This window comes from Mycolicibacterium gadium (assembly GCF_010728925.1).
GTDB classification, from domain to species: Bacteria; Actinomycetota; Actinomycetes; order Mycobacteriales; family Mycobacteriaceae; genus Mycobacterium; species Mycobacterium gadium.
On record NZ_AP022608.1, the window covers coordinates 2,147,396 to 2,170,177 of the forward strand.

Here is a 22,782-nt window from a genome sequence, read left to right on the forward strand (position 1 = left end):
TGCGCAAATAGCCGACATCCACGTGGCGGTGAGATTCCGTGCTGGAAGGCGCGCAAGCCGCGGTTAACCGACAGCAAACAGCTCGAGCTGGATGTTGTCGGGGTCGCGAAACACCACCGTCGCAAATGGGAACGGCTGGTCCCCGGATCTGATGCCCGAGTGTTCGATGCCGAGTTCGTCCAGCCGCGCCGTCCAAGACTCGAGGTCGTCGCGCGAAGCAACGTTGAGCGCCACATGGTCCAACCCGGTGCGGGCCTCGTCAAAGGCCTGGCCGTCGTTGCCGGTGTTGGTGTGCAGGCCGATCACGACGCCCGAGCGCGGTTCGACGAGAAGTTCACCGTAGCCGGTGTCCTCGCATCCATAGTGTGGAAACTTCATCGGTACCCGGTCGGCTCCGAGCAGGCGCTGGTACCAGGCCAGGCTGGCCTCGAGGTCGGTGACGGTGATGGAGAGGTGGTGGATCCCGGTCACGCCGGGCATTGGTCGTTCACTCGCGTCGGGCTCCATTCGGATGGTCTACCAGGTTGACCCTTCATACCTGGGCCGATGCAGAGAATTCGACGCGGGCGGTTTCGGCAGTCCCGTAATTGGGTACAGCTACCTGCACTAGAGGTTCAGATCCGAGCCGCTTCATCAGCAAGGCAACCGGATAGGGGCAACCTCGCGTGTCCGAAAACAGTACGTCCGAGTACGCCGACCTCACCGACATGTTTCGCCGATTGGCGACTCTCGATGAAGGTTCGGCCGCATACCGCCGTCAGCGCGACGAGATCATCGCGCGTGGACTGCCAATCGCGAATCACATCGCCCGTCGCTTCCGTAATCGGGGCGAGCCGAACGACGACCTCGTACAGGCGGCCCGGGTGGGACTGGTCAACGCCGTCAACCGTTTCGACCCAGAGAACGGCGCGGACTTCCTGGCCTTCGCCGTGCCGACGATGATGGGCGAGGTCCGCCGCCACTTCCGCGACTACGGATGGGCCGTCAAGGTCCCCCGCCGCCTGAAAGACCTCCAGGGCCAAATCGTCAAGGCTCGTGGCGCGCTGTCCCAGGACCTCAATCGGGCGCCGACCGCCACAGAGATTGCGAAATACCTGGAGATCGACCGCGAATCGGTAGTCGAAGCGACGATCGCGAGCAGCAACTACTCCACGCTGTCCACTGACGTGCAGGCAGGCCCGGACACCGACTTCCGGCCGATAGGGGACACGATCGGCGAGGTGGATCCCAACATCGATAAGGTGCTCGCCCTCGCGACCGTACGTCCATTGATCGCTGCCCTGCCTGAACGCGAACAACGGGTGCTGAGCCTTCGGTTCTTCGACAACATGACCCAGACGCAGATCGCCGAGCGGATGGGCTACTCACAGATGCACGTATCGCGGCTCATCTCCAAGGCCCTCGCCACGCTGCGTGACCAGGTTCGCGAAGCTGACGAGGCAATCACGAGCAGGGCCGCAGTACCCGCCTGAGCAGTACACATACCCGGCCGCGGCCCGCCCTTTAGAAACTACCAAGGGCGAAGCCGGACCCTGTCGTCATGAACGAGGTCGGGTTTCGTCCGCTGGTCGCAAAGGTGATGCAGAGTAGTTCAGCGAACGGCGGCGCGCTGACGCGGTTGGCCGCCTTCACCGTGCGCTCCCCCAAGCTGGTTCTCGCAGTCCTCGCGCTCCTGCTCGGTGTCAGCATCGTCATCGGCGGCGGCGTGTCCGACAAGCTCGCTGTGGGCGGCTACAACGCCCCGTCATCAGAGTCGACTCACGCCGCCGAGGTCATGGATCAGAACTTCGGCACCACCGCGAACCTGGTGATCCAGGTGCTTCCGCGGGAAGGCACCGTCGACAGCCCCGAGGTCGCCGACGTAGCCGACCAGGTCAACGACCTCATCAAAGCTGAGCCCGAGGCGAAAGTCCTCCGATCGTTCACCGACCCCGCGGCCACCGATCTGCGCAGCCATGACAATCGCTCCGGCCTCATGCTGGTGCACGTCAGCGGAACCGCGGATGAGGCGGCCGACACCGCCAAGCAACTGGTCGCCGACCTGCCCGCCAACCCGGACGTCGCGGTGCGCGCCGGCGGCACCCTTGGTGTCCAGCAAGAGATCCGAGCCAAAGTCAAGAAGGACCTCCTGGTCAGCGAGAGTATTGCGCTGCCGGTCTCGATGGCCGTGCTCGTCATCGTCTTCGGGGGGCTCATCGCCGCATTCCTGCCGATCGTCGTCGGCATCACGTCGATCGTCACGACGCTGCTCGTGCTCGTACTCATGACGCGCGTCACCGAAGTCTCGACACATGCCCTCACCGTCGCGACGGCCTTCGGTCTCGGGTTGTCCATCGACTTCGGCCTGTTGATGGTGTCGAGATTCCGCGAAGAACGCGACAGCGGTAAGGAACACCAGGCGGCGATCGTCGCCACGGTGGCCACCGCGGGCCGCACGATCATCTTCAGCGCGGCGACGGTCACCCTGGCGATGTTGTCGCTGCTCGTGTTCCCCACGTATTTCCTGCGCTCGGTCGGCATCGCCGCGAGCGCTACCGTCATGCTGTCGGCGTTGAGCGCAATCATCGTGCTGCCCGCGATGCTGTCGCTGCTGGGAAAGCGCATCGACTCGCTGGCCATCATCCGGCGGAAGACGCCCCCGTCCGCGGACTCCGCGTTCTGGCGGCGGTTCGCCGCGGCGGTGATCCGCCGCCCACTCCTCTACGCCTTGCCCGTCGTCGTGGTGCTGATCGGTCTCGGGGTTCCTTTCCTGAAAGTCCAGTTCACCAATCCCGATGAGCGCGCGCTGCCCACCGACTCGAACGCGCGACTGGTGGCCGAGTCGTTACAGCGGGACTATCCGCTGGATCCCTCCCAGGCGATCACCTTGGTGACGCAGAACAACGCCGACGCCCTGGAAACGCTTGCCGCCGATGTCTCCCAGATGCCCGACGTGGTACTCGTCAATGGATCCGTCGGCAAGTTCGAGCGCGGCGCGCAGGTCGGCGAGGCCCCGCCCAGCGAGAGTGATGGCGCGGCCTATGTGTTGGCATATCTTGCGGTGGACTCGGATTCCCAAGCGGCAGAACAGCTCGTGCACGACATCCGCGCGAAGATCACCGACAAGCAGGTCGAGGTGGGCGGACCGTCGGCCACGCTGATCGACAGCCGGTCGGCGATCGCACAGCGGCTGCCGTGGGCGATCGGATTGATCGCGGTCTTCACCTTCATCCTGCTGTTCCTGTTCACCGGCAGCGTCGTCGTTCCGGTGAAGGCGCTGCTACTGAACCTGCTGGTGCTGTCCGGTGTCCTCGGCGTCATGACGTGGATCTTCCAGGACGGGCATCTGTCGTCGCTGCTCGGATTCACTCCTGCGCCGCTGAATTTGTCGATGGTGGTTCTGCTCTGCGCCATCGCGTTCAGCCTCTCCGTCGACTACGAGATCTTCCTACTGAGCCGCATCAAGGAGGCCAGAGACTCGGGTATGTCGAACGACGAGGCCATCGTCGTCGGACTTGGCCGGGTCGGCCGGATCGTCACCAGCGCAGCACTTTTGCTGACCATCACACTGGTCTCGTTCGCCAACGGAATGTCGTTCATGAAGATGTTCGGTATCGGCACGGCGCTGGCCGTCGTGATCGATGCGACGATCATTCGTGGCGTGGTCGTACCGGCGTTCCTACGTCTGGCAGGCGAACTCAACTGGTGGGCACCGAAACCGTTGCGGTGGCTGCATTCCCGCATCGGTATCAGCGAGGCGCTGTCCTTCGCCGTGGAAGAGGCGACGATGGAGGTGCCCAGGCCGGCTGTTCTGTCGCTGAACTCGATGCATGCGGCGCCTCCGGTCCGCACGCCGGCCGAACTCGCCCGCCGGGTCCAGGTCATCTCCGGTCAGCATCTGGTTGCGAACGTGAACGGCATCGTGATCGTGGTGGCCAACCGCAAGTCGCTGGCGCAACAAGCGATGGCCGCCCAGCAGATGTCGCACCTCGTCGAGATCGTCCGGCGGAGCGAGCCCGCGATGTTGTCGTATGCGTTCTCGCAGCTCGCCCAGAGCGGCACGTGGAGTCGCGATCTCGCGGAGGTCGGCATCGTCATGCCCACCGAAACGGGTCTGGAGATCTTCTTGTGCGGCGGTGTCACGGTGGCGCTCGACGACGGTACGGGGGTCACCCTGATCGAGGGGCGCAACCGCTGCCTACACCAAACCGTGCGGACGCCCGGCGTCGCCGCGGTGGTCACGGTCGACGAACTGGGCAAGCGGCCCGCCCTTCCCGCTCCCGACCAAAACGCCGTCTACTCGATGTCCGACGGCGTTGTTCCGGGGCGCGGCGCGGTGGTGTGGACGACGGAGGCCGCCGCGACGACACCACCCGTGCGATGCGTGGTCCTCGATGACAACTCCCGGATCGAGGTCGACCGTGACTGCGTCGTCGGTCGCTATCCGCACGACTCGCACGCGGCGCGGCAGGGTCTTCGTCCGGTGTCTGTCTACGACCGCTCCGGCCTGATGTCCCGGGCGCACATGGAGATTCGAATCATCGACGGCGAGCTGTTCGTCGTGGACCGGAACTCGACGAACGGCGTATTCATCCGTGAGCCTCGACAGGACGGGTGGATGCGGATCGACCCGTGGCGACCCACGGCCTTCCGGGACGGCGCCTCGGTGCGCGTCGGCGGTCGGACATTTCGGGTCCAACCGCAGGCCAAGGTGCAAGAGCAGCGCGAGCAGCCTCGCGTGCCCGCCATGTCGGTCTAGAACGCGACGCGCGTCCTAACCCCGCACTCGGCCCCTCGAGTGCGGGGTTATTGCATGGCGCGGACACCCACCCGCCGGCTGTGGACTCAACACACGCCAAACCGCCTTGGGGTCTAGGGGTCGATGCAACAGTCTCTGATTCGTGTGGAGGCGTGTTGCGTTGTCTGTTTTGACTTTGAGCTCTGTTGTTCGTCAGTTCTGGAGGCATGTCAGTGATGGCCATACTGTCGAGGAGGCAAGCTGGGCTGTCGGCGTGTCGAGGCGCACGGGATTTCGCTGGTTCCGCGACGCTGGCGGGGTGAAACCACGATCGGTAGTGCCCAGCTCATCGGGCCTGAAGCCGCGGATGACGCTGCAGGATCGGATTCAGATCGAAATCGGCGTGGCGACCAATGAGTCGCTGCGTGCGATTGGTAGCCGGCTGTTACCTCCTCGGCCGGCGTCGACAATCAAACGCGAAATCGACAACAACGGCCGACACACCGTCGATCACCCGGACCGCAACTCAGGGTATCGGCGAAAGCATGCCTTCGGGGCACGCCAGAGTACCGCAGCGCCGCGGGGGGCTACTGCGCGCTGACGGCGCAGGCATACTCTGATCGGCGGGCGCGTCGCCCGAAAGCGGGCAAGCTGGCTGTTAGCGAGAGCTGCACGATGAAGTGCAGGCCCGGCTGCTCGACGAGCACAGTCCCAAGCAGATCGCCAAGCGGTTGGTGCTGGATTTTCCCGACGATGTGGAGATGCGGGTGTCGCACGAAACCATCTACACCTCGATTTATGTCCAGGGCAAAGGCAGTCTGCGTCGCGAACTGCATACCTGTCTGCGCACCGGGCGAGCGTTGCGTAAGCCCCAGCGCCGCCCCGATGAACGCCGTGGTCGCATCCGCGACATGGTCAACATCAGTGAGCGTCCACCCGAGGTTGAAGACCGCGCGGTGCCCGGGCATTGGGAGGGCGATCTGATCCTGGGCAGTACTGCCTCGGGTTCAGCGATTGGCACCGTGGTCGAACGGATGACCCGGTTTGTGATGCTGCTGCATCTGCCCGACGATCACACCGCGGTGGCCGTGCAGGAAGCGATCGTGGCGAAAATGGCGCAACTGCCGTTGATCCTGCGCAAAACACTGACCTGGGATCAGGGCAGCGAGATGGCCAACCATGCGGCGATCGCCCAAGCCGCCGAGCTCAATATTTACTTCTGCGATCCGCACTCCCCGTGGCAGCGCGGCACCAATGAGAACACCAACGGCCTACTGCGCCAATACTTTGCCAAAGGCACCGACCTATCGGTCTTTCCGGCCGATTACCTCGACTACGTCGCGACCAAACTCAACCGCCGGCCCCGCGAAACCTTGAGCTGGAAAACACCCGCCGAAGCCCTCGACGAACTACTGTCCAACCCGTCCAAACCACCCGCTGTTGCATCTACCGCTTGAAACCGCCCGCCCCAGGCGTGCCACAACCCCACACTCGACGCCCCAACCAAAGGCAAGCAGTCGCCGGTCATCACATCGACCCACCCACCCGCCGGCTGTGGACTCAACACACACCAAACCGCCCCAGGCGTGCTACAACCCCACACTCGACGCCGCCGGCCCTCACCACGAAGGGTGGCGAGTCCTCGACGCGTCCACGCGCACCAAAGCGCACAGCGGCCGGGGCCTAAGCCGCCCGGCCGCTGTGCAGAGTGAAGAGTGTATGAAGCCCGTCAGTAGTCGGCTGCGGCCTTCTGGACGATGGCCTCGACCTCGTCCGCGAGCAGGAACCGCTCGGCAACAAGCGATTCCGCCGCGGTGCGGGCCGCGACGACGTAGTCCTCGCGGGACGGATACCGTTCGGTGACCGACGGCCGGCCCGGAGGGAACGCCAACTTGCTGCCCACCCGCTCGTAGAGCACATCGGGCAACTCGTCGATGTGACGACGCGGATTCCAGCCCGTGTATGAGGCGAGCGGTGCGGCGACGGCAGGAAGGCGGATGCCCGCGACCTCGTTGCCGTCCGCGTCGACCGCCGACACCAGGTCGACGTACGGCTCGCCCAGCTTGACCGGCCAGCGACCGATCCCGCGATCGGCATCGGGACCGAGGTCGATGTACCGCGCGTGCGGTAGCGCCGACGGGTCCGGGCCGGTGGCGTGGCTGAAGACCGACAGGACCTCCTTGCGCGCGACCGCAGTGCCGTCGCTGGTCCGCGGCACCTTGCTGCGCGGAGGCTCGACACCCTCGCAGACCCAGTCCTCGAGCGCGACGAGCAGCGCCCGGTTGACCGGCGTGACATCCAGGCGGTGCACCGGATTAGCGACCGGCAGCGCCTCCTTGAGCTTGCTGCTGCCGAAATGGTCGGTGCTGGCCAGCAGGTAGGTGCGGACATCGGGATCCTCGGGCAGATCCACGCCGGTGACCGGGTCGACGTGCAGCAGCGCGCCTCCGCTGGTCCAGTATTCGGTTGCACTGTTGGTGAAGATCGTCTTCGGCACTCCACCCAATTCGCGCTGACGCGCCAGCAGTTCGCTAGCCGCGAACGGTGCCATGTTCCCGAAGCCGTTGACCTGTGCAACGGACGGCTGCGCGTACCGGTGGTTGAACTCTCCCGTTGCCGCGCTCGCGGACTCGCTGAATACGCCGTCGAAGACGATCATGCCCGCCTCATCGACATTCAGCCCGTCCGAAATGAACTGACGAAGGAGCCGGCCGGCCTGCGAGACGCCGTATGCGAACGCGTGCTGGATGCCGGCAATCGAGCCGTCCCCCCGCAGGTGCGACACGATGTCGCGGATGGCCAGCAGGCCGGCGCCGGCGACCGGCGCCCGCGACGTCCGGTACACCAGCTCGTACCAGTGGAACGGCTTGAAACCGCCATCGAGCGTCAGATGCGTCTGATCGGTGAATCGCCAACTCTCCCTTGGGATGATGGTCGGCTCGGCATCGGGCGAGGTGCGAACGCTCAGAACGGCGTCGGGGTCCTCGACGTCGACCGTCGGATAATCGGTGAACGTAAACATCGCCTCGGCGCCGGCGGGCAGCGCGTCGATCTCGGGCACGGTGAAGCTGAGTGGATGATCCACGCTCGCACTGTCGGATCGCCATTCCAGACGCATGAATCCCGGCGGCACGTCAGCCTGCGGAGCGGATATTCCGAGGATGCCGGACCCGCGCTGAGTGTCCCACTGCCAGCCGCACGACGCGATGGTGTAGCCGCGATCCAGCAGGAAGCCGTTCTTCAGCCACGGCGCAAGGGTGGGTACGCCGCGGTTGGGTACGACGAAAAGCAGCTTGCCGTTGCCACCGTCGACGGGGCGCAGAAGTTTCAGGTCAGCGTCGAAGCGGACCAGCCCGTCGGCGTCGCGAGGAGCGAGTTCGAGGTCGACGATGCGCTCGTTCGACAACAACTCGGGGTCGACGGCGAAGTCGACGGTCGCCTCCACCCACTCGTAGCGGGTGTCGGAATGGGGGTAAACCGCGTTTACGTGAACGGATTCGACGGCCATTTCCACTCCTTCGGATCGTTGGGCTGTGCACTGTTGTGAACCGTTAGACACCAATGTCCGGGTGGGGGCTTGGAGAGTTCTTAAAGGCTCGGTGTCAGGCCGGGACTGCGTGCAGGGTGCGTCGCGCGGCACGCACGGATGCCGGACGCGACTCCGTCCGGTCGGCGAAATCACTGACGAGGCGCGCGACGAGGTCGGGGCACTGCACCTGAGGCTGATGGCCTACACCGGGTATGACGTGCAGCTCGCTGCCCGGAATCGCCTGATGTACCGAATGTGCGTGCGCGACAGGGATGCAACGGTCCTCGTCACCGAAGATGATCAGCGTCGGCAGGTCTGCCCGCAGCCGATCCAATGCGCAGACCGCCTGGCCGCGGTGATCGACGACCGAGCGCAGCGTGCGGAGAAACGCCGCGCGGCTACGTCGGTCCGACAGCGCGGCCTGACCCTTCAACGTCTCGCTGTATCTGGTGACATCGCGGCCTGACAAGAGCGCGCGCTTGCGAAGCGCCTTGCCGACCTCGACCGCCGGCCGCGACGCGAGCAGCTGCAACGCGATCTCGGCGCCGGGCAGAGACAGCATGCGCAGCAGCCGGCCCAGGTCGGGGCCCAGCCCGCCACTGCTGATCAACACCAGCCGGCGGCAGTACTCCTTGTGCTGATGAGCGAACTGCAGGGCCACGCCACCGCCGAACGAATGTCCCACGACGGTGACCTCACGGATGTGCAGGGCATCGAGGAAGTCACGCAGCCACACCGCGAAGGCACCCAGCGAGTAGTCCCCTCGCGGCTTGTCGGACTGACCGTGACCGAGGAGATCGACGGCGATGACGCGATGCCGCTCGGAGAGCTTGTGCACGACGTTGCGCCAGCAGTCCGAACTGCCGCCGATGCCGTGGATCAGCAACAGCACGTCTCCCGCGCCTTCATCCAGGTACGCCACGCGGTTTCCATGCAAGGTCAGCACGCGGCGGCCCGTCGTGTCGATCGGGGCCATTTCCCGGATTGCAGTCATCGTCTTCCTCCTCACTGTGTTGGGGAGGACTCTGTGGCGATCGCCTTGGAGGTTTCTTAACGGGTGCGTCAGAGCTTCAGAAATTCCACGGCTCGGCAATGACAGGTGTGCGACGCTGCGGCGATGACACGCGTGACGTCGACGCCCTTCCTGCCGGTGAACGGCTCGAGAACGGGCCCGCCGCCTGCGGCTCGACCTACCAGGGTGCCACCACGTGCCGGATCGGTGACCACGCGTTCGTCACCAACGGTTTCCTCGAGTGATCCGTGCCGCACACGCCACGGTTTCCCGATGCCGTCCCGAAAGCCGCGCATCCGCGCTATGAACACAAGATGACCACCGCACCCGAAGCGTTCACCACGGCCGGCGACGGCGGCGTTCGCATCGTCGGCGATCGCATCGGCGATCCCCTTGCCCCGGCGGTGGTGTTCCTGCACGGCGGCGGGCAGACCCGCCGGTCCTGGGGCCGCGCCGCAGGCGCCGTAGCCGAGCGTGGATGGCAGGCGGTGACCCTCGACTTCCGCGGCCATGGCGAGTCCGACTGGTCCAGCGACGGGGACTATCGCGTCGCCTCCTTCGCGCGCGACGTGCTCGAAGTGCTGCGCGATCTTCCGCCGAAGCCGGTGTTGGTGGGCGCGTCGCTCGGGGGCTTCACCTCGATGCTTCTCGAGGGTGAACTCGCGCCGGGGACGGCACGCGCGGTCGTGCTCGTCGACATCGTGCCCGATATGGATCAGTCCGGCGCATCGCGGATCCACAACTTCATGTTCGATCGCATGCAGTCTGGATTCGACTCACTGGACGAAGTCGCCGACATGATCCAGGAATACAACCCGCACCGTCCGCGGCCCACAGATCTGGACGGGCTGCGGGCGAACCTGCGCCAGCGCGACGGCCGTTGGTACTGGCACTGGGATCCGAAATTCATCGACGGCACCTCGGCGCTGCCGCCCACCGAGGTGACCGAGGTCGATCGGATGCACGCCGCTGTCCAAACGATTGTCGACGCGGGTGTGCCCATGCTGCTGGTGCGGGGGCAGATGAGCGACCTCGTCACCCAGGAACGGGCCGACGCGTTCATCGCCAGGTTTCCCGAGGTCGATTTCGTCGACGTTGGCGGCGCCGGCCATATGGTCGCGGGCGACCGCAACGACCTTTTCGCGGATGCCGTCGTGGAGTTCCTCGGCCGGCACGCCGCGCGGTAGGAGCGCCGGTCAGGATCGCACGGCGGCGTCGCGATCGCCGAAGATCTTCTGCATCCTGCGCTTCGACGCGGGCGTCTGCGGAACCTGAGGCCACCAGAACCAGCGCCCCATCAGCGCGGCGATCGACGGCGTCATGAACGACCGCACGATCAAGGTGTCGAACAAGAGCCCCAGCGCGATCGTGCTGCCGACCTGCGCGATGGACAGTAGGTCGCCGAATATGAATGACGCCATGGTCGCGGCGAACACCAGACCGGCCGACGTCACCACCGAACCCGATCCCGCCATGGCCCGGATGATCGCCGTCTTCAACCCGTGGTGCAGTTCCTCCTTGAACCGCGACACCAGGAGCAAGTTGTAATCGGAACCGACTGCCAGCAACAGGATCACCGACATCACCAGAACAATCCAGTGCAGGCGAATGCCCAGCAGATGTTGCCAGACAAGCACCGAAAGCCCGAACGACGTACCGAGCGACAGCAGTACGGTGCCCACAATGACCGCCGATGCCACGACACTTCGCGTGATGAGAAGCATGATGACGAAAATGAGTGCTGCCGCGGACAATCCGGCGATCAGCAGGTCGTAGTTGGCACCGTCCCGCATGTCCTTATAGGTCGCGGCAGTGCCGCCGAGGAAGATCGTCGAACCCTCCAACGGCGTGCCCTTGATGGCTTCCTTGGCCGCCTGCTTGAGCGCGTCGATGCGCGCAATGCCCTCGGGGGTAGCGGGATCGCCGTCATGCTCGATGATGAAGCGCACCGACTTGCCGTCGGGTGAGATGAAGTTCTCGATGCCGCGTTTGAAGTCCTCGTTCTCGAACACTTCCGGCGGCAGGTAGAACGAGTCGTCGTTCATCGAGTCGTCGAAAGCGTCGCCCATCGCGGACGAATTCTCTTGCTGCGCCGCCATCTGATCCTGCATGCCCTTCTGGGTGGCATACATCGTCAACATCATCGCCTTCATCGTTTTCATGGTCTGGATCTGCGCGGGCATCAGCGCGACCAGTTGCGGCATCAGCGTGTCGAGATGCTCCAGATCGGGCAACAACTGCTGAATGTCGGCAGTCATGATGTCGACGCCATCCAGGGTGTCGAAGACCGACCGGATCGACCAACAGACCGGGATGTTGTAGCAGTGCGGTTCCCAATAGAGGTAGTTCCGCATCGGCCGGAAGAAATCGTCGAAATTGGCGATGTTGTCACGTAATTCGGCGATGTCGACGGTCATGTCCCTGGTCTTCGCGACCATGCTGTGGGTGACGGCGGCCATCTGCTCGGTCAGCGCCGACATCTGCGTGAGCGTGTCGATGGTCGTCTGCATCTCGTCGGCCTGAACCAACATGTCGGCCATGCGGTCCTGGTTGTACTTCTGGTTCAGCTGGTTCGTCGTGCCCTGCATGCTGAGCAGGAACGGGATCGTGGTGTGCTCGATCGGTTTTCCGTCGGGACGGGTGATCGTCTGCACCCGCGCGATGCCGGGAACCCGGAAGAGCGCCTTGGCGATCTTGTCGATCACCAGGAAGTCCGCCGAGTTGCGGAGGTCGTGGTCGCTTTCCACCATCATCAACTCGGGGTTCATTCTGGCGCTGTCGAAATGCCGGTCGGCGACGGCGTATCCGATGTTGGCCGGGGTGTCCTCGGGCATGAAGTGCCGCGCGTCGTAATCGGTCTTGTAACCAGGCAGGGCGAGCAGACCGATCAGCGCAAGGGCGCACGTGGCCACGAGGATCGGGCCCGGCCACCGCACCACGACCACACCGATTCGGCGCCAGCCGACGGACTTGATGGCGCGTTTGGGCTCGAACAGACCGAAGCGGCTGCCGATGACGACCACGGCCGGGCCGAGGGTCAGCGCAGCGATGACCGCGACGAGGATGCCGACCGCGCAGGGCACCGCCATGGTCTGAAACCACGGCAGACGGGTGAATTTGAGGCACAGCATCGCACCGGCGATGGTGAGGCCGGACCCGAGCACCACGTGTGCGGTGCCGTGAAACATGGTGTAGTACGCGGCTTCCCGGTCCTCGCCGTCTCCGCGGGCCTCTTGATAGCGCCCGATGAGGAAGATCGCGTAGTCAGTGCCCGCAGCGATGGCGATCAACGTGAGCAGACTCGTCGCGAAGGTCGACAACCCCATGACGCCCGCGTTTCCGAGGAACGCCACGATTCCGCGGGAGGCGCCGAGTTCGATGAACACCATGAGCAGGATGAGGATCGTCGTGGCGAACGAGCGGTAGACGACCAGCAGCATGACGAAGATGACCACCAGCGTCACCAACGTCGCCTTGACCGCGCCCTTGTCGCCGGCGACGCGCTGGTCGGCGCTCAACGCCGCCCCGCCGGTGACATACGCCTTGACGCCCGGCGCTGCGGGTGTCTCCTCGATGATGTCGCGAACGGCGGCGATGGACTCGTTGGACCGCGTCTCGCCCATGTTGCCGCGCAGATACAGCTGAACGTAGGCGGATTTGCCGTCGCTACTCTGCGCACCCGCCGCGGTCAGTGGATCGCTCCAGAAGTCAGCGACGTGCTCGACGTGCTCGGGGTCGGCCTCAAAGGCCTTGATCAACTCGTCGTAATAGTGATGCGCCTCGTCGCCGAGAGGCTTGTCCCCCTCGAGGATGACCATGGCGTTGCTGTCGGAGTCGAACTCCTCGAAATTCGCACCGATGCGCTGCATCGCGATGAACGCCGGCGCATCGTGTGCGTTCATCGACACGGCTTGGGCCTCGCCCACCTTCTCCAGCGAAGGTACGAAGACGGTGGTGACGACCGTCAGGACCATCCAGCCCAGCACGATGGGCACGGCGAGCACGCGAATGGCGTGTGCGATCTTCGATCGCTCCGTGGTACCAGAACTCATAAGTCGGATTACCGGCCCCTCCACCCCGGCCTACAAGAAGCCGTGCGCGTTACACCTTCCGTATCGGTTGGAACACGCCTGCGCATATATGTAGCCAGTCAAACTGTCAGCTGTCAATTGCTGAGCCGCAGGTCTGACAGGGTTTTCACAGCAACTCCACAGGCGCAGCCCCGGTGGCGGACCGTCTTCTTGGGATCGGTAGCCGTACCTGCTCGATGTACTTGCCGCACTGACGACGCCAAACCGGCGCCGCATGACATGAAGGAAACCGCAATGAACATCGTGCCCACCCGTGTTCAGGAACAGATCAGCCAGGTCGACCGCACGTACAGCCTCGTCATCGGTATCAGCGCCGGCATCGCCGCGCTGTGGTCCTTCTATCGGGTGTTCTGGTTGATCTATACCGCCGCGACGTTCTCCAGCGTCGGCTGGTCCCCCGTCTCGCTCGTGTTCCCGCTGGTGCTGTGGAGTGTGTTCGCCCTCGGCGCGGCATTGGTGTCCGCAGCCTTCCTACTGCGGTACGCCAAGAACCCTGAATAGGTGGGGGGAGCCGGGAGGGGCCGCAGACCTCTGCGGCCTCTCTTCGGTCGTTGATCACCGACCGGTGCTGCTATCGAGCTATCACCGAAGTCACGTTGGTGAGACCACTGACCCTGAGGACCGGCATCAGCATCGGGTTGACGATCAGGCGGATGCGATCGGCCTGATCGAACAACGCGCCGATGCCGGCGCTGTCCAAGTACTCGACGCGGGTCAGGTCGATCGTCAAGACACCGCCGTCGTGGGAAGCCGGCACCATCGCGTCGGCGATCGCGGTCGTGAACACGCCGACATTGCTCATATCGATTTCGCCGGCCACGCTCAGCACCGCGGTGCCGTCGACAAGACTGGTACGGACAGAAAGTGGAGTGGCCATCAGGCGATCCCCGTGTGCATGCGAACCGTCGTGCCGCCGTCACTCGGCTCAATGGTCACATCCTGCATCAGTGCGCGCATCAGCATGATGCCCCGACCCCGAAATGACGTCGGGTCTGCCTGCGGTGGGCGCCACGACCCGGTATCGACCACCGTCAGATGCAATCGATCCGCCAAAGCCGTCGCGCGCAAACGGACCGTGCCATCGCGCTGCTCCCGGTGTCCGTGCTCGATCGAATTGGCAACCGCTTCGCCCACCGCGATAAGCACGTCCAACGTCTGCTCGGCATCCACGCCGGCGCGGATCAGCCAGCCGCGCAGCGTAGCGCGAGTCGATGCAAGCTCGCCCACGTCTGCGGCGATGTCGATTTCGAGTGACGCGGGCTGCCGGTACAGCAGAACGGCGACATCGTCCTGGTAACCGTCGCCGGGCGCCAGGCGCGACATGATCTCATCGGCGAGCCCCTCGAGCGCGGTGTCCCGATTGTCTTTGACGAGATCGGTGGCACGGCGAATCCCCAAGTCCAGCGATTCACGACGACGCTCGATCAAACCGTCGGTGTACAACAACAGCGTCGAGCGGGCGGGCATGGTCGCGCGAGCCTCGGGTCGTGAGTGGTCGTACCGCAATCCGAGCGGAGTCGCCGCGGCGCCGTCGAGCAACTGCGTGCTGCGATCGGCCATGACGAGAATCGGCGGTGGGTGACCGGCACTGGAATACACGACTTCCCCAGAATCCGGATTCAGCACCGCGCAGAACGCCGTCGTACACCGCGCACCCTCCAGACGGGCGGCGAACCGGTCGAGAGCCGTCAGCGCCGCGGACGGGCTGGATTGTTCGAGTAGCAGTGCGCGACATGCGCTTCGGAGCTGACCCATCACCGTCGCCGCCGCCAGCCCGTGCCCGACGCAGTCGCCGACGATCAGGGCGACACGGCCGTCGTCCAGATCGACGACGTCGTACCAGTCGCCGCCGACATGCAGGGGCCGGGTCGCGGGCTGGTATCGCACCGCGAATCCACCGGACACATCGGGACCGAGGATCGCGTGCTGCAACGCCAATGCGGTCTCGCGCTGTTGGTCGAGTTGGTGTACCCGCTGCAGGCCCTGTCCGAGGCGCCCGGCCAGCACGGTCAACAGCGTGTGGTCCTCCGATGTGAACGGTCGGCGCTCGTGGAGTTCGACCACGATCACGAGGACACCACCCGGATGCTGCAGCGCGATGCCGGCGATGTCGAGTTCCGTTGTGGAGGAATCGAGTAGGTCACCGCCCCGCAATGCATGGATGACATCGCGGATGCGCGGCTCCAACTGCTCCAACGTCGCGGGCTCGCCTACGCATACGACGTCCGCGGGGTCGGCCTCTGTCTCATCGACCGGGAACGTGACTGCCACCACGAGGCGCGCCGACCAGATGTCGCAAAACTCCTGGGCCGCGGCGCGTACGGCGTCCCCAAGTGAATCGGCTTGTGCGAGCTGCTGATTGAGCGCAGCCAGCGCAGACTCTCGTTGCACGGTGTAGTGCTCGGCGGTGACGTCGCGGAAAGTGCCGACCATGACGCGACGCCCGGTGTCGGGATCGTCGACGTGGCTGAAGGCGGCGGACACCCATACTCGGTGTCCGTCGCGATGGGAGGCGGGAGCTGTCAGCGTGCCCTCCTTTTCGTCCCGGAGGGCCTCGAAAGCCTCCGCCATCTCCCTGTGGGCGTCGGGATCCGTGTCGGCCGACGGCCACCACGGGTGGACGGGTTCGTATGGCAGGCCGTCGACGCCGAACCCGAGGATGTCGGTGAACGCCGTGTTGATTTCGATGACGGCCCCGCGTTCGTCGCACACGAAGAACGCTTCTTGCAGCGAGTCGACGAGCGCGGTGCGCCAGCGGGCGTGATGACTGCGCATCCGAGCCAGCCCGACGTTGGCACGCACCCGCGCAAGCAGTTCCGCGGCCGCGAACGGTTTCGTGAGGTAGTCGTCTGCGCCGGCCTGCAGACCGCCGATCGACGCCTCCTGTCCGGCGCGTGCGGACAACAGCAGCACCGGTATCGCCACCGTCCGCGGATCCGAACGCAGGGCCGCCACCAGCCCCAGCCCGTCGAGCTGCGGCATCATCACGTCGCTGACGACGATGTCGGGCAGGGTGGTACGAACTGCGTCCAGGGCCTGCAGACCGTCGGTGACCGCGTGGACCTCGTAGCCGTCGTTACTCAGCAGGCGCACCAGATAGTCGCGCATATCGGCGTTGTCGTCAGCGATCAGCGCACGGATCGGCTTCCGAGTGCCCGTACCTGACACGTCCTCACCGGTTTTCCCCGACTCCTCGGCCGTATGACCCGTCTCGGCCGGGATCCAGCGCAATGCCTCCTGCACATAGGGTTCGGCAGTTGCCGAAGATGCCCGGCCGGCATCCACCGTCACAACCTGGGCGGTGGGCAGATTCGCGGTGCCGAGCGGTATACGAATGGTGAAGGTGGTCCCGACACCTTCTGTGCTGTCGGCCGCGATGCTGCCGCGGTGGACCTCGACCAACTCCTTGACAAGGGCTAATCCGATACCACTGCCCTCGTTGGATCGGGAGCGTACATTTTCGATGCGGTGGAAGCGCTCGAACAGCCGGGGTATCTCCGCGGCCGCTACGCCGATGCCGGTATCCGCCACAGTCACTACCGCTTCGCCGTTCTCGCCGCGGACGCCTACGGAGATGCTGCCTTCGAAGGTGAACTTCAACGCGTTCGAGAGGAGGTTGAGAATCACCTTCTCCCACATATCGCGATCGATGTAGACGACATCGTCAAGAGGTGGGCAGTCGACGACAAAACCAAGGCCCGCCCGTTCGACGGCGGACCGAAACACGCTCGCCAGCTCTGCGGTGACGGCCGCAACGTCGACCGGCACGAAGTGCGCCTGGGTGCGGCCCGCCTCGAAGCGCGAGAAATCCAGCAACGAGTTGACCAGCTTGGTCAGACGTAACCCGTTGCGCCACACGGTATCCAGCTCCTGGCGGGTCGGTTCGTCGAGTTCGGTGCGACCCCGCAGCTGGTCAACGGGGTCGAGTATCAACGTCAGGGGAGTGCGGAATTCGTGGCTGATGTTCGAGAAGAACGTCGTCTTGGCACGATCCAGTTCCGCCAGCTCCTCCGCCCGGCGTTGCTGGTCCCGGAAGCTTCTCGCACTACCGATACCGGAGGCGATATGCCCCGCAACGAGCGTCACGAAGTCGCGGTAGGCATCATCCAAGGGGCGGTAGCGGTTCAGTGCAGCCACCAGGAACCCGCGAGGAGTGCCGCCCTGCTGCAGCAGCAACGGCACCAGCAGTGCCTCAGTCGGGGGGTCGCGCCAATCCCCCGTCGGCAGATTCGGCAAGCCGTCCAGACCTACCGATAGCGTGTCGCCATGCGCAGCCTCCGCTGCCGGCCACGGCCGATTCTCGCCAGCGGGTATCAGCGCAGGAGCCGCGGGATGCCCAGGGTCGATACCGCTCGAGCCGGTGAGCCGTGCGTCACCGCTGTCATCGAGCAGGTAGGTCAGCGTGAACGGGAGGTCGCGCAAATTTTGTCCGAGCTGGCGACCGGCGAACGCGAGTGACTCTTCCTCGCTGCGCACGACGCTTGGATCGGAGCCAAGATCGCGCAGCGTCGCCATCCGCCGCTCGCCGATCACCTGTTGCGTGTCCTCACTGACCACGCACAGCATGCCGACGATCTGGTTTTCCTCGTCGCGTAGCGGACTATAGGAGAACGTGTGATAGGTCTCCTCCTGATATCCGGAGCGCTCCAAGAAGAGCAACAGCTCGGAGTCCCAGGTGGCTTCTCCGGTGGACAAGACCCCGTCGATTCGCGGTCCGATGTCGTCCCAGATCTCCGCCCACACCTCGCGGGCCGGCCGTCCCAACGCCCACGGGTACTTGCGGCCCAGCGTGTCGCGTCGATACGCGGCATTGCAGAAGAACGTCAAATCCGGTCCCCATGCCATCCACATCGAGAAACGAGTCGACAGCAGGATGCCGACCGCCGTCTGTAGGCTCTGCGGCCACTGATGCGGCGAACCCAGTGGGGTGCCCTCCCAGTCCACCTGGGCAAGGTCGAAGCCGATTTCCGCGTCCGCGCTGAAAACGGTGGCCACGCCATCGCGCTCGCCGGCGGTACCGCTCATGTCAATGTCCATCGAGTGCGGCGGACAGACTCGGATAGACCCGCAGGATCGCGTCGAGCTTGGTGATCTGGATCGGACGCAGCACCTCTGAGTTGGCAGCGGCTACGCGGACGGCGACCCCCAGAACCTGTCCCTGCTCGTGGCATTCGAGGACGGCGTTGAGCCCGGCGCTGCCGAAATGCGTGACCTCCGACAGGTCGATGACCAGAAGCAAGGCCGAATGGTCGAGCGCCCTCTTGAGGGCGGTGTCGAGATGGAACTCCAGGTTGGTGAAACTCGCGGAGTCGACCTCGCCCGCCGCCGATACCACGACAGCTGCGTCGCGAACATCCTGATTCACTTCCAGTAGAGCCACGTCTCTGCACCTGTTGCTAGCCGATGGTTGGATGATCGGTACCCAATTTGCTGCTGGCGCACACGCTCATTCCTCGCCGTCGCGATCGATGCGTTCGTGCGCGGTGAGCAGTAGGTGATCAAACGACCGCCGCAGGTCGCCGGGTTCGAAGTCGACGGTAGCGAGCTCGGCGACTACCTGAGTTGCCAGCGCGCGCAGTTTGGTGTTTGTGTGTTGCGAACGCCAGAGCAACAGCTCGAACGCCGCGTTGGCGTCGATGCGGTAGACCAACATGAGAGCGCCTTTGGCCTGCTCGATCGCCGCGCGTGACTCCACCAGTTCCGGAAGTGAGGCGTCCAGGACTTGGCGTCGCGTCTGGTCGAACGTGTCGGTCAAGTCGACGTAGTAGCCCTCGGTTCCCACGACTGTGCCGTCGTCGTCGAGCATTCGGTCGGCGAGCACGATGACGGTGTGGACCCGGCCACCGGTGTCGATGAAGCGGTGACGGCTCGAGAGCGACGCCCGAGAGAGCAGGGCATGGTCGAGCGCGTCCTGGACGTGCTGACGGTCGTCGGGATGCTTGTGGGAAAGCAGCAACTCGGTGGTGGGCACGACCTCGCCGGGCTGATAGCCATGCATCCGGGCGACCTCGTCGGACCATTCCCATGACTGCCCGACGAACCAGAAGCGGAAGCTGCCGACGTGCAAGTCCGGCGATACCAACGCCGATCGCTCACCGCGGGCCGACACGCGGGGGTCATACATCGTCAGATAATGACATTAGTGAACGCCTCCCGACAGACATATGGCGTCGGGACGCGTTGGGCGAGGCGAAGAGCCTGTACCGGGCCCTTTGCGCCTAAACTCATAGCGTGCGTAATGCATTCCATCAGCAGCTCGACGACCTGATCGTCGGAATCGCCGAGATGTGCGGTTCTGCGGGCAAGGCGATGGAATCCGCGACCCAGGCCCTTCTGCAGGCCGACCTGGTTCTCGCCGAGCAGGTGATCACCGACCACGAGGCCATCCTGCAACACGCCAGGAAGACCGAGGAGCAGGCCTTGACCGTTCTCGCGTTGCAGGCACCGGTCGCCGGTGATCTACGGGCGGTGGTCAGCGCCTTGAAGAACATCGCCGATGTCGAAAGGATGGCCGCGCTGGCCCTGCACGTCGCCAAAATCACCCGTCGACGGCATCCGCAAAAAGTGCTCCCCGAGGAAGTCAACGGCTACTTCACCGAAATGGGCCGCATCGCGGTCGATATGGGAAGCAACGTCAAGCAGGTCGTCCTTTCCATGGATACACACCGCGCAGAACAGCTCGCCGACGACGACGACGATATGGACAACCTCCACCGTCACCTGTTCTCGGTGTTGATGGACAGGGAGTGGAAACACGGCGTGGCCCCTGCTGTCGACGTCACGCTCCTGGGCCGCTACTACGAGCGGTTCGCCGACCATGCGGTCGAGATCGGTCGCCGCGTCATCTTCTCGGCGACCGGAGAATCGGCGGTCTGACCCGCCGGGCGGGCTCAGACTGCAGTCTGGCTCTGTTCGGCCGGGCGGCGCATTCGTTCCCACGGCCAGGTGATCAGCGCCCAAACGACGAGCACAATCGCCACCTCGATGAGCAGATACACCGGCCACGGACCTAGGAAGTCCAGTACCGATGCGGTCGGTGGCTTGCCGTTCAAGTAGCCGTAGTTGGTTCCGACGATCGCGTTGAACGTGAACGTGAATGCTCCCCACACCAGCGTGGCGATGATCGCGAACCGGTAGTCGCGCCAGCTCGGCCGCATCCTGCGCCCCCACGTCAGGTAAATGGCCGCCCACACGACCAGCACGTGCAGCGCGAAGAAGGTGATGAAAAGGTGATGGGGAAAATCCGGCGACCCTTCTTCTGCCGTGCCCACGTCGGGTGTGATCAACGCTTGCGAACTGAGCACGAGGCACCAGTAGTACGTGAGCACGAACGCCCAATGCCGTTGTGTCCAGAGGGCATAGACCGCGACAAGTTCCGCGACATCGCAGAGCTGCAGCGGTATCGACGTGTCAAGGACCGGGCTCATCAGCTTGTACGTCAACGCCACCAAGAACATCGCGAGGATGACGAGCGCGAAACCCCGGCTGAAGAGACGAGCTTGGGCCTCGGTCTGCTTACGTCCACTCCAAACGAGCAATGCCGCGCCTATCGCGAACACCGCGAGCACGATCAGATGCGACGGCCCGTACGCCGTGAATTCCCGCTCCGCTGCCAATAGCTCCATCAGATCCCCTGTTTTGTTACGCCTACATGCGTTCGGGCGGGCGGCGGCCGGACTTACCGGGAATCGACCCCGATACAGGATATCGGTGGAACCGCGAAAGTACCGGACTGCGCGCAACTCAGGGTGTGGCGGCGTCGACGAGTGTTCGAGTCACCCACTCGACCCGGTCTACCGCTTGGTCGAGACTCAGCGCTCCGGTGAGCACGGCTGCCAACGCGCTTGACAGCGCCGCGTTCACTCCGAAGCTGACGTTTGGAATAGATTCCGGCGCAATGCCTTCGAGCAGACGATCGAACAGGTCGGTGTTGGTGCGGGCCATGTGTTCAATGCCCGTTTTGGTTTCAGGGTCCGTGGACGTCATCGCCTGCAGCATCAATGCGGTCATGTTCGGATTGCGATGGAATGCCCGCTGCGCACGTTGCAAGTAGTCGAGTGTCCCAGGCAGCGGGCCGACGCCGGCGGTATCGCTTGCTGCGGCAACGCGCCGCGTCAACCGCTTCTGCCAGTCCTCAAGCGCGGCTGCGAGCAGATGTTCCTTCGAATTGAAGTAGCGATACACGGTCCCCAGTGCCACGCCGGACCGTTGAGCCACATCGCGCATCTGCACGGCGTCGGCGCCAACCTCATTGATCAAGGCGATAACCGCCTCGACGATTTTCGCCCTGCGTACCAACTGCCCGCTGGTCATATCCGCTACCGACAGGACGTCCCCCTCGGCGCGTCCCGCGATCCTGGCTGTCACGATCGGCCTTTCTGTGGCTGGAGGTCAATTAATAAGAACATAGTTCTATCGGTTTCGCGCGACCGTAGCGCATTGAGTCCCCTCATGCTGCGCTTTTGGTCTCCCGTCCGCCCTGCTGCTTGACCTAACTAGAACCATGTTTCAATATTGAAGACGAGCCGTGGCGCTGCTTGCAGCGCACACCCGATCGGAGGAATCAATGTCTGGACCCGTCGGTCTCCCCGTGATCGACACCATGATCGGCTTTCCCCACGAGGGGTCGGCGCAGTACGACTTCATCCGGCGGCAGACCAAAGATCGCGAGTCCAAAGAAGATTTCGACTTCCCGGTTGAGTACATGTTCAAAGACGTTCCCAAGGAACTGCCCACCGACGATCCGGTGTCGCTCGTGTTGCAACAAATGGACCGGTTCAACATCGAGAGGGCAATGATCGGTGTCTCGGAAGAGTACGCAACCCGAGCGCTCAAGACGTTCCCTGACCGTTTCGTCGCGTCAGGCGCGATTCTCGACCCCAACGACGTGATGGGCTCTGTGAACGCGATCCGCCGCGATTACGAGGAGTATGGGATACGGGCGACTTCGGTGTTTCCTGCGGGGACCTTTCCGCAGGTGGCCATCGACGACCCGAAGATGTACCCGATCTACGCCACGTGCGTCGAACTCGGACTCCCGATCTTCGTGTGCGCCGGGATACCCGGCCCGAGGGTGCCCTTTGCTCCACAAGAGGTCTCGCGTATAGACGTCGTGATGTTCGACTTCCCCGATCTGGTGTTCGTCACTCGGCACGGCTGCGAACCCTGGGAGGACCTTGCGGTCAAGCTGATGTTGAAGTGGCCGAATCTGTACTACTCCACGTCTGCGTTCGCCCCCAAGTACTACCCGAAGGCGATCGTCGACTACGCCAACTCCCGCGGCGCCGACAAGGTCCTCTATGCCGGCTACTTCCCGATGGGGCTGTCGCTGGAACGAATATTCAGCGAGTTGCCCAACGTGCCGCTGAAGGAGGAGGTGTGGCCGAAGTTCTTGTACGGCAACGCCGCTCGTATCCTTGGTCTGGCGGACTGA

Annotated in this window: 17 protein-coding genes and 1 pseudogene; 8 read left to right on the top strand and 10 right to left on the bottom strand. The window is 64.3% G+C overall.

Going from position 1 to position 22,782, the window contains the following annotated elements; genetic code table 11:
* Nucleotides 1-63 precede the first annotated feature (63 nt).
* Nucleotides 64-507: a VOC family protein gene (locus tag G6N36_RS10765; protein ID WP_163686502.1), complete on the bottom strand. Its 444-nt coding sequence runs from the start codon at nt 505-507 to the stop codon at nt 64-66.
* A 158-nt stretch (nt 508-665) separates the two neighbouring features.
* Here G6N36_RS10765 and G6N36_RS10770 point away from each other — a divergent pair, with 158 nt between their 5' ends.
* From G6N36_RS10770 to G6N36_RS30345, 3 genes and pseudogenes are all read left to right on the top strand, one after another.
* The gene (locus G6N36_RS10770) at nt 666-1,472 is read left to right on the top strand and encodes a SigB/SigF/SigG family RNA polymerase sigma factor (RefSeq protein ID WP_264001852.1); all 807 of its coding nucleotides are present in this window, start codon (nt 666-668) and stop codon (nt 1,470-1,472) included.
* 68 nt (nt 1,473-1,540) lie between these two features.
* A complete protein-coding gene (locus G6N36_RS10775) occupies nt 1,541-4,738 on the top strand; it encodes an MMPL family transporter (RefSeq protein ID WP_235690010.1) in 3,198 nt (1,065 codons plus the stop codon).
* Between the two features lie 346 nt (nt 4,739-5,084).
* Nucleotides 5,085-6,174, top strand: a pseudogene (locus G6N36_RS30345) (IS30 family transposase).
* A gap of 272 nt (nt 6,175-6,446) precedes the next feature.
* Here the strand turns inward: G6N36_RS30345 and G6N36_RS10785 are convergent.
* Nucleotides 6,447-8,225: an alpha/beta hydrolase domain-containing protein gene (locus G6N36_RS10785; RefSeq protein ID WP_163686503.1), complete on the bottom strand. Its 1,779-nt coding sequence runs from the start codon at nt 8,223-8,225 to the stop codon at nt 6,447-6,449.
* A gap of 94 nt (nt 8,226-8,319) precedes the next feature.
* The gene (locus G6N36_RS10790; protein WP_235690011.1) at nt 8,320-9,240 is read right to left on the bottom strand and encodes an alpha/beta fold hydrolase; all 921 of its coding nucleotides are present in this window, start codon (nt 9,238-9,240) and stop codon (nt 8,320-8,322) included.
* A 98-nt stretch (nt 9,241-9,338) separates the two neighbouring features.
* On the opposite strand from G6N36_RS10790, the gene G6N36_RS10795 reads away from it, so the two are divergent.
* Both G6N36_RS10795 and G6N36_RS10800 read left to right on the top strand, forming a co-directional pair.
* Nucleotides 9,339-9,503: a hypothetical protein gene (locus G6N36_RS10795; protein ID WP_163686504.1), complete on the top strand. Its 165-nt coding sequence runs from the start codon at nt 9,339-9,341 to the stop codon at nt 9,501-9,503.
* A 69-nt stretch (nt 9,504-9,572) separates the two neighbouring features.
* Entirely contained in the window at nt 9,573-10,445 is an 873-nt protein-coding gene (locus G6N36_RS10800; RefSeq protein WP_163686505.1) for an alpha/beta fold hydrolase, read from the top strand.
* A gap of 9 nt (nt 10,446-10,454) precedes the next feature.
* Here the strand turns inward: G6N36_RS10800 and G6N36_RS10805 are convergent, their stop codons facing one another.
* The gene (locus G6N36_RS10805; RefSeq protein WP_163686506.1) at nt 10,455-13,310 is read right to left on the bottom strand and encodes an MMPL/RND family transporter; all 2,856 of its coding nucleotides are present in this window, start codon (nt 13,308-13,310) and stop codon (nt 10,455-10,457) included.
* A gap of 273 nt (nt 13,311-13,583) precedes the next feature.
* On the opposite strand from G6N36_RS10805, the gene G6N36_RS10810 reads away from it, so the two are divergent.
* On the top strand, nt 13,584-13,850 hold the full coding sequence (locus tag G6N36_RS10810; protein ID WP_163686507.1) for a hypothetical protein: 267 nt from the start codon (nt 13,584-13,586) through the stop codon (nt 13,848-13,850).
* Between the two features lie 70 nt (nt 13,851-13,920).
* On the opposite strand, the gene G6N36_RS10815 is transcribed toward G6N36_RS10810, so the two are convergent.
* The 4 genes from G6N36_RS10815 to G6N36_RS10830 all read right to left on the bottom strand — a co-directional run bounded on the left by G6N36_RS10815 (nt 13,921) and on the right by G6N36_RS10830 (nt 19,473).
* Entirely contained in the window at nt 13,921-14,226 is a 306-nt protein-coding gene (locus G6N36_RS10815; protein WP_163686508.1) for an STAS domain-containing protein, read from the bottom strand.
* Entirely contained in the window at nt 14,226-18,374 is a 4,149-nt protein-coding gene (locus G6N36_RS10820) for a SpoIIE family protein phosphatase (RefSeq protein ID WP_235690012.1), read from the bottom strand. Before G6N36_RS10820 ends, G6N36_RS10815 begins: the two co-directional genes overlap by 1 nt.
* Before the next feature lies 1 nt (nt 18,375).
* Complete coding sequence (locus G6N36_RS10825; RefSeq protein WP_163686510.1) at nt 18,376-18,729, bottom strand: STAS domain-containing protein; 354 nt, start codon at nt 18,727-18,729, stop codon at nt 18,376-18,378.
* Between the two features lie 66 nt (nt 18,730-18,795).
* Entirely contained in the window at nt 18,796-19,473 is a 678-nt protein-coding gene (locus tag G6N36_RS10830) for a PAS and ANTAR domain-containing protein (protein ID WP_163686511.1), read from the bottom strand.
* Between the two features lie 107 nt (nt 19,474-19,580).
* Here G6N36_RS10830 and phoU point away from each other — a divergent pair, with 107 nt between their 5' ends.
* Nucleotides 19,581-20,225: a phosphate signaling complex protein PhoU gene (gene phoU, locus G6N36_RS10835; RefSeq protein ID WP_163686512.1), complete on the top strand. Its 645-nt coding sequence runs from the start codon at nt 19,581-19,583 to the stop codon at nt 20,223-20,225.
* 14 nt (nt 20,226-20,239) lie between these two features.
* Here phoU and G6N36_RS10840 read toward each other — a convergent pair whose 3' ends face one another.
* Together G6N36_RS10840 and G6N36_RS10845 are read right to left on the bottom strand one after the other, a co-directional pair.
* A complete protein-coding gene (locus tag G6N36_RS10840) occupies nt 20,240-20,974 on the bottom strand; it encodes a YwaF family protein (RefSeq protein ID WP_163686513.1) in 735 nt (244 codons plus the stop codon).
* 118 nt (nt 20,975-21,092) lie between these two features.
* Nucleotides 21,093-21,716, bottom strand: coding sequence for a TetR family transcriptional regulator (locus tag G6N36_RS10845; RefSeq protein ID WP_235690013.1), 624 nt, complete (start codon nt 21,714-21,716; stop codon nt 21,093-21,095).
* Nucleotides 21,717-21,915: 199 nt separating this feature from the next.
* On the opposite strand from G6N36_RS10845, the gene G6N36_RS10850 reads away from it, so the two are divergent.
* Nucleotides 21,916-22,782 carry an amidohydrolase family protein gene (locus G6N36_RS10850; RefSeq protein ID WP_163686514.1) on the top strand — a complete coding sequence of 289 codons (867 nt, stop codon included), beginning with the start codon at nt 21,916-21,918 and terminating at the stop codon, nt 22,780-22,782.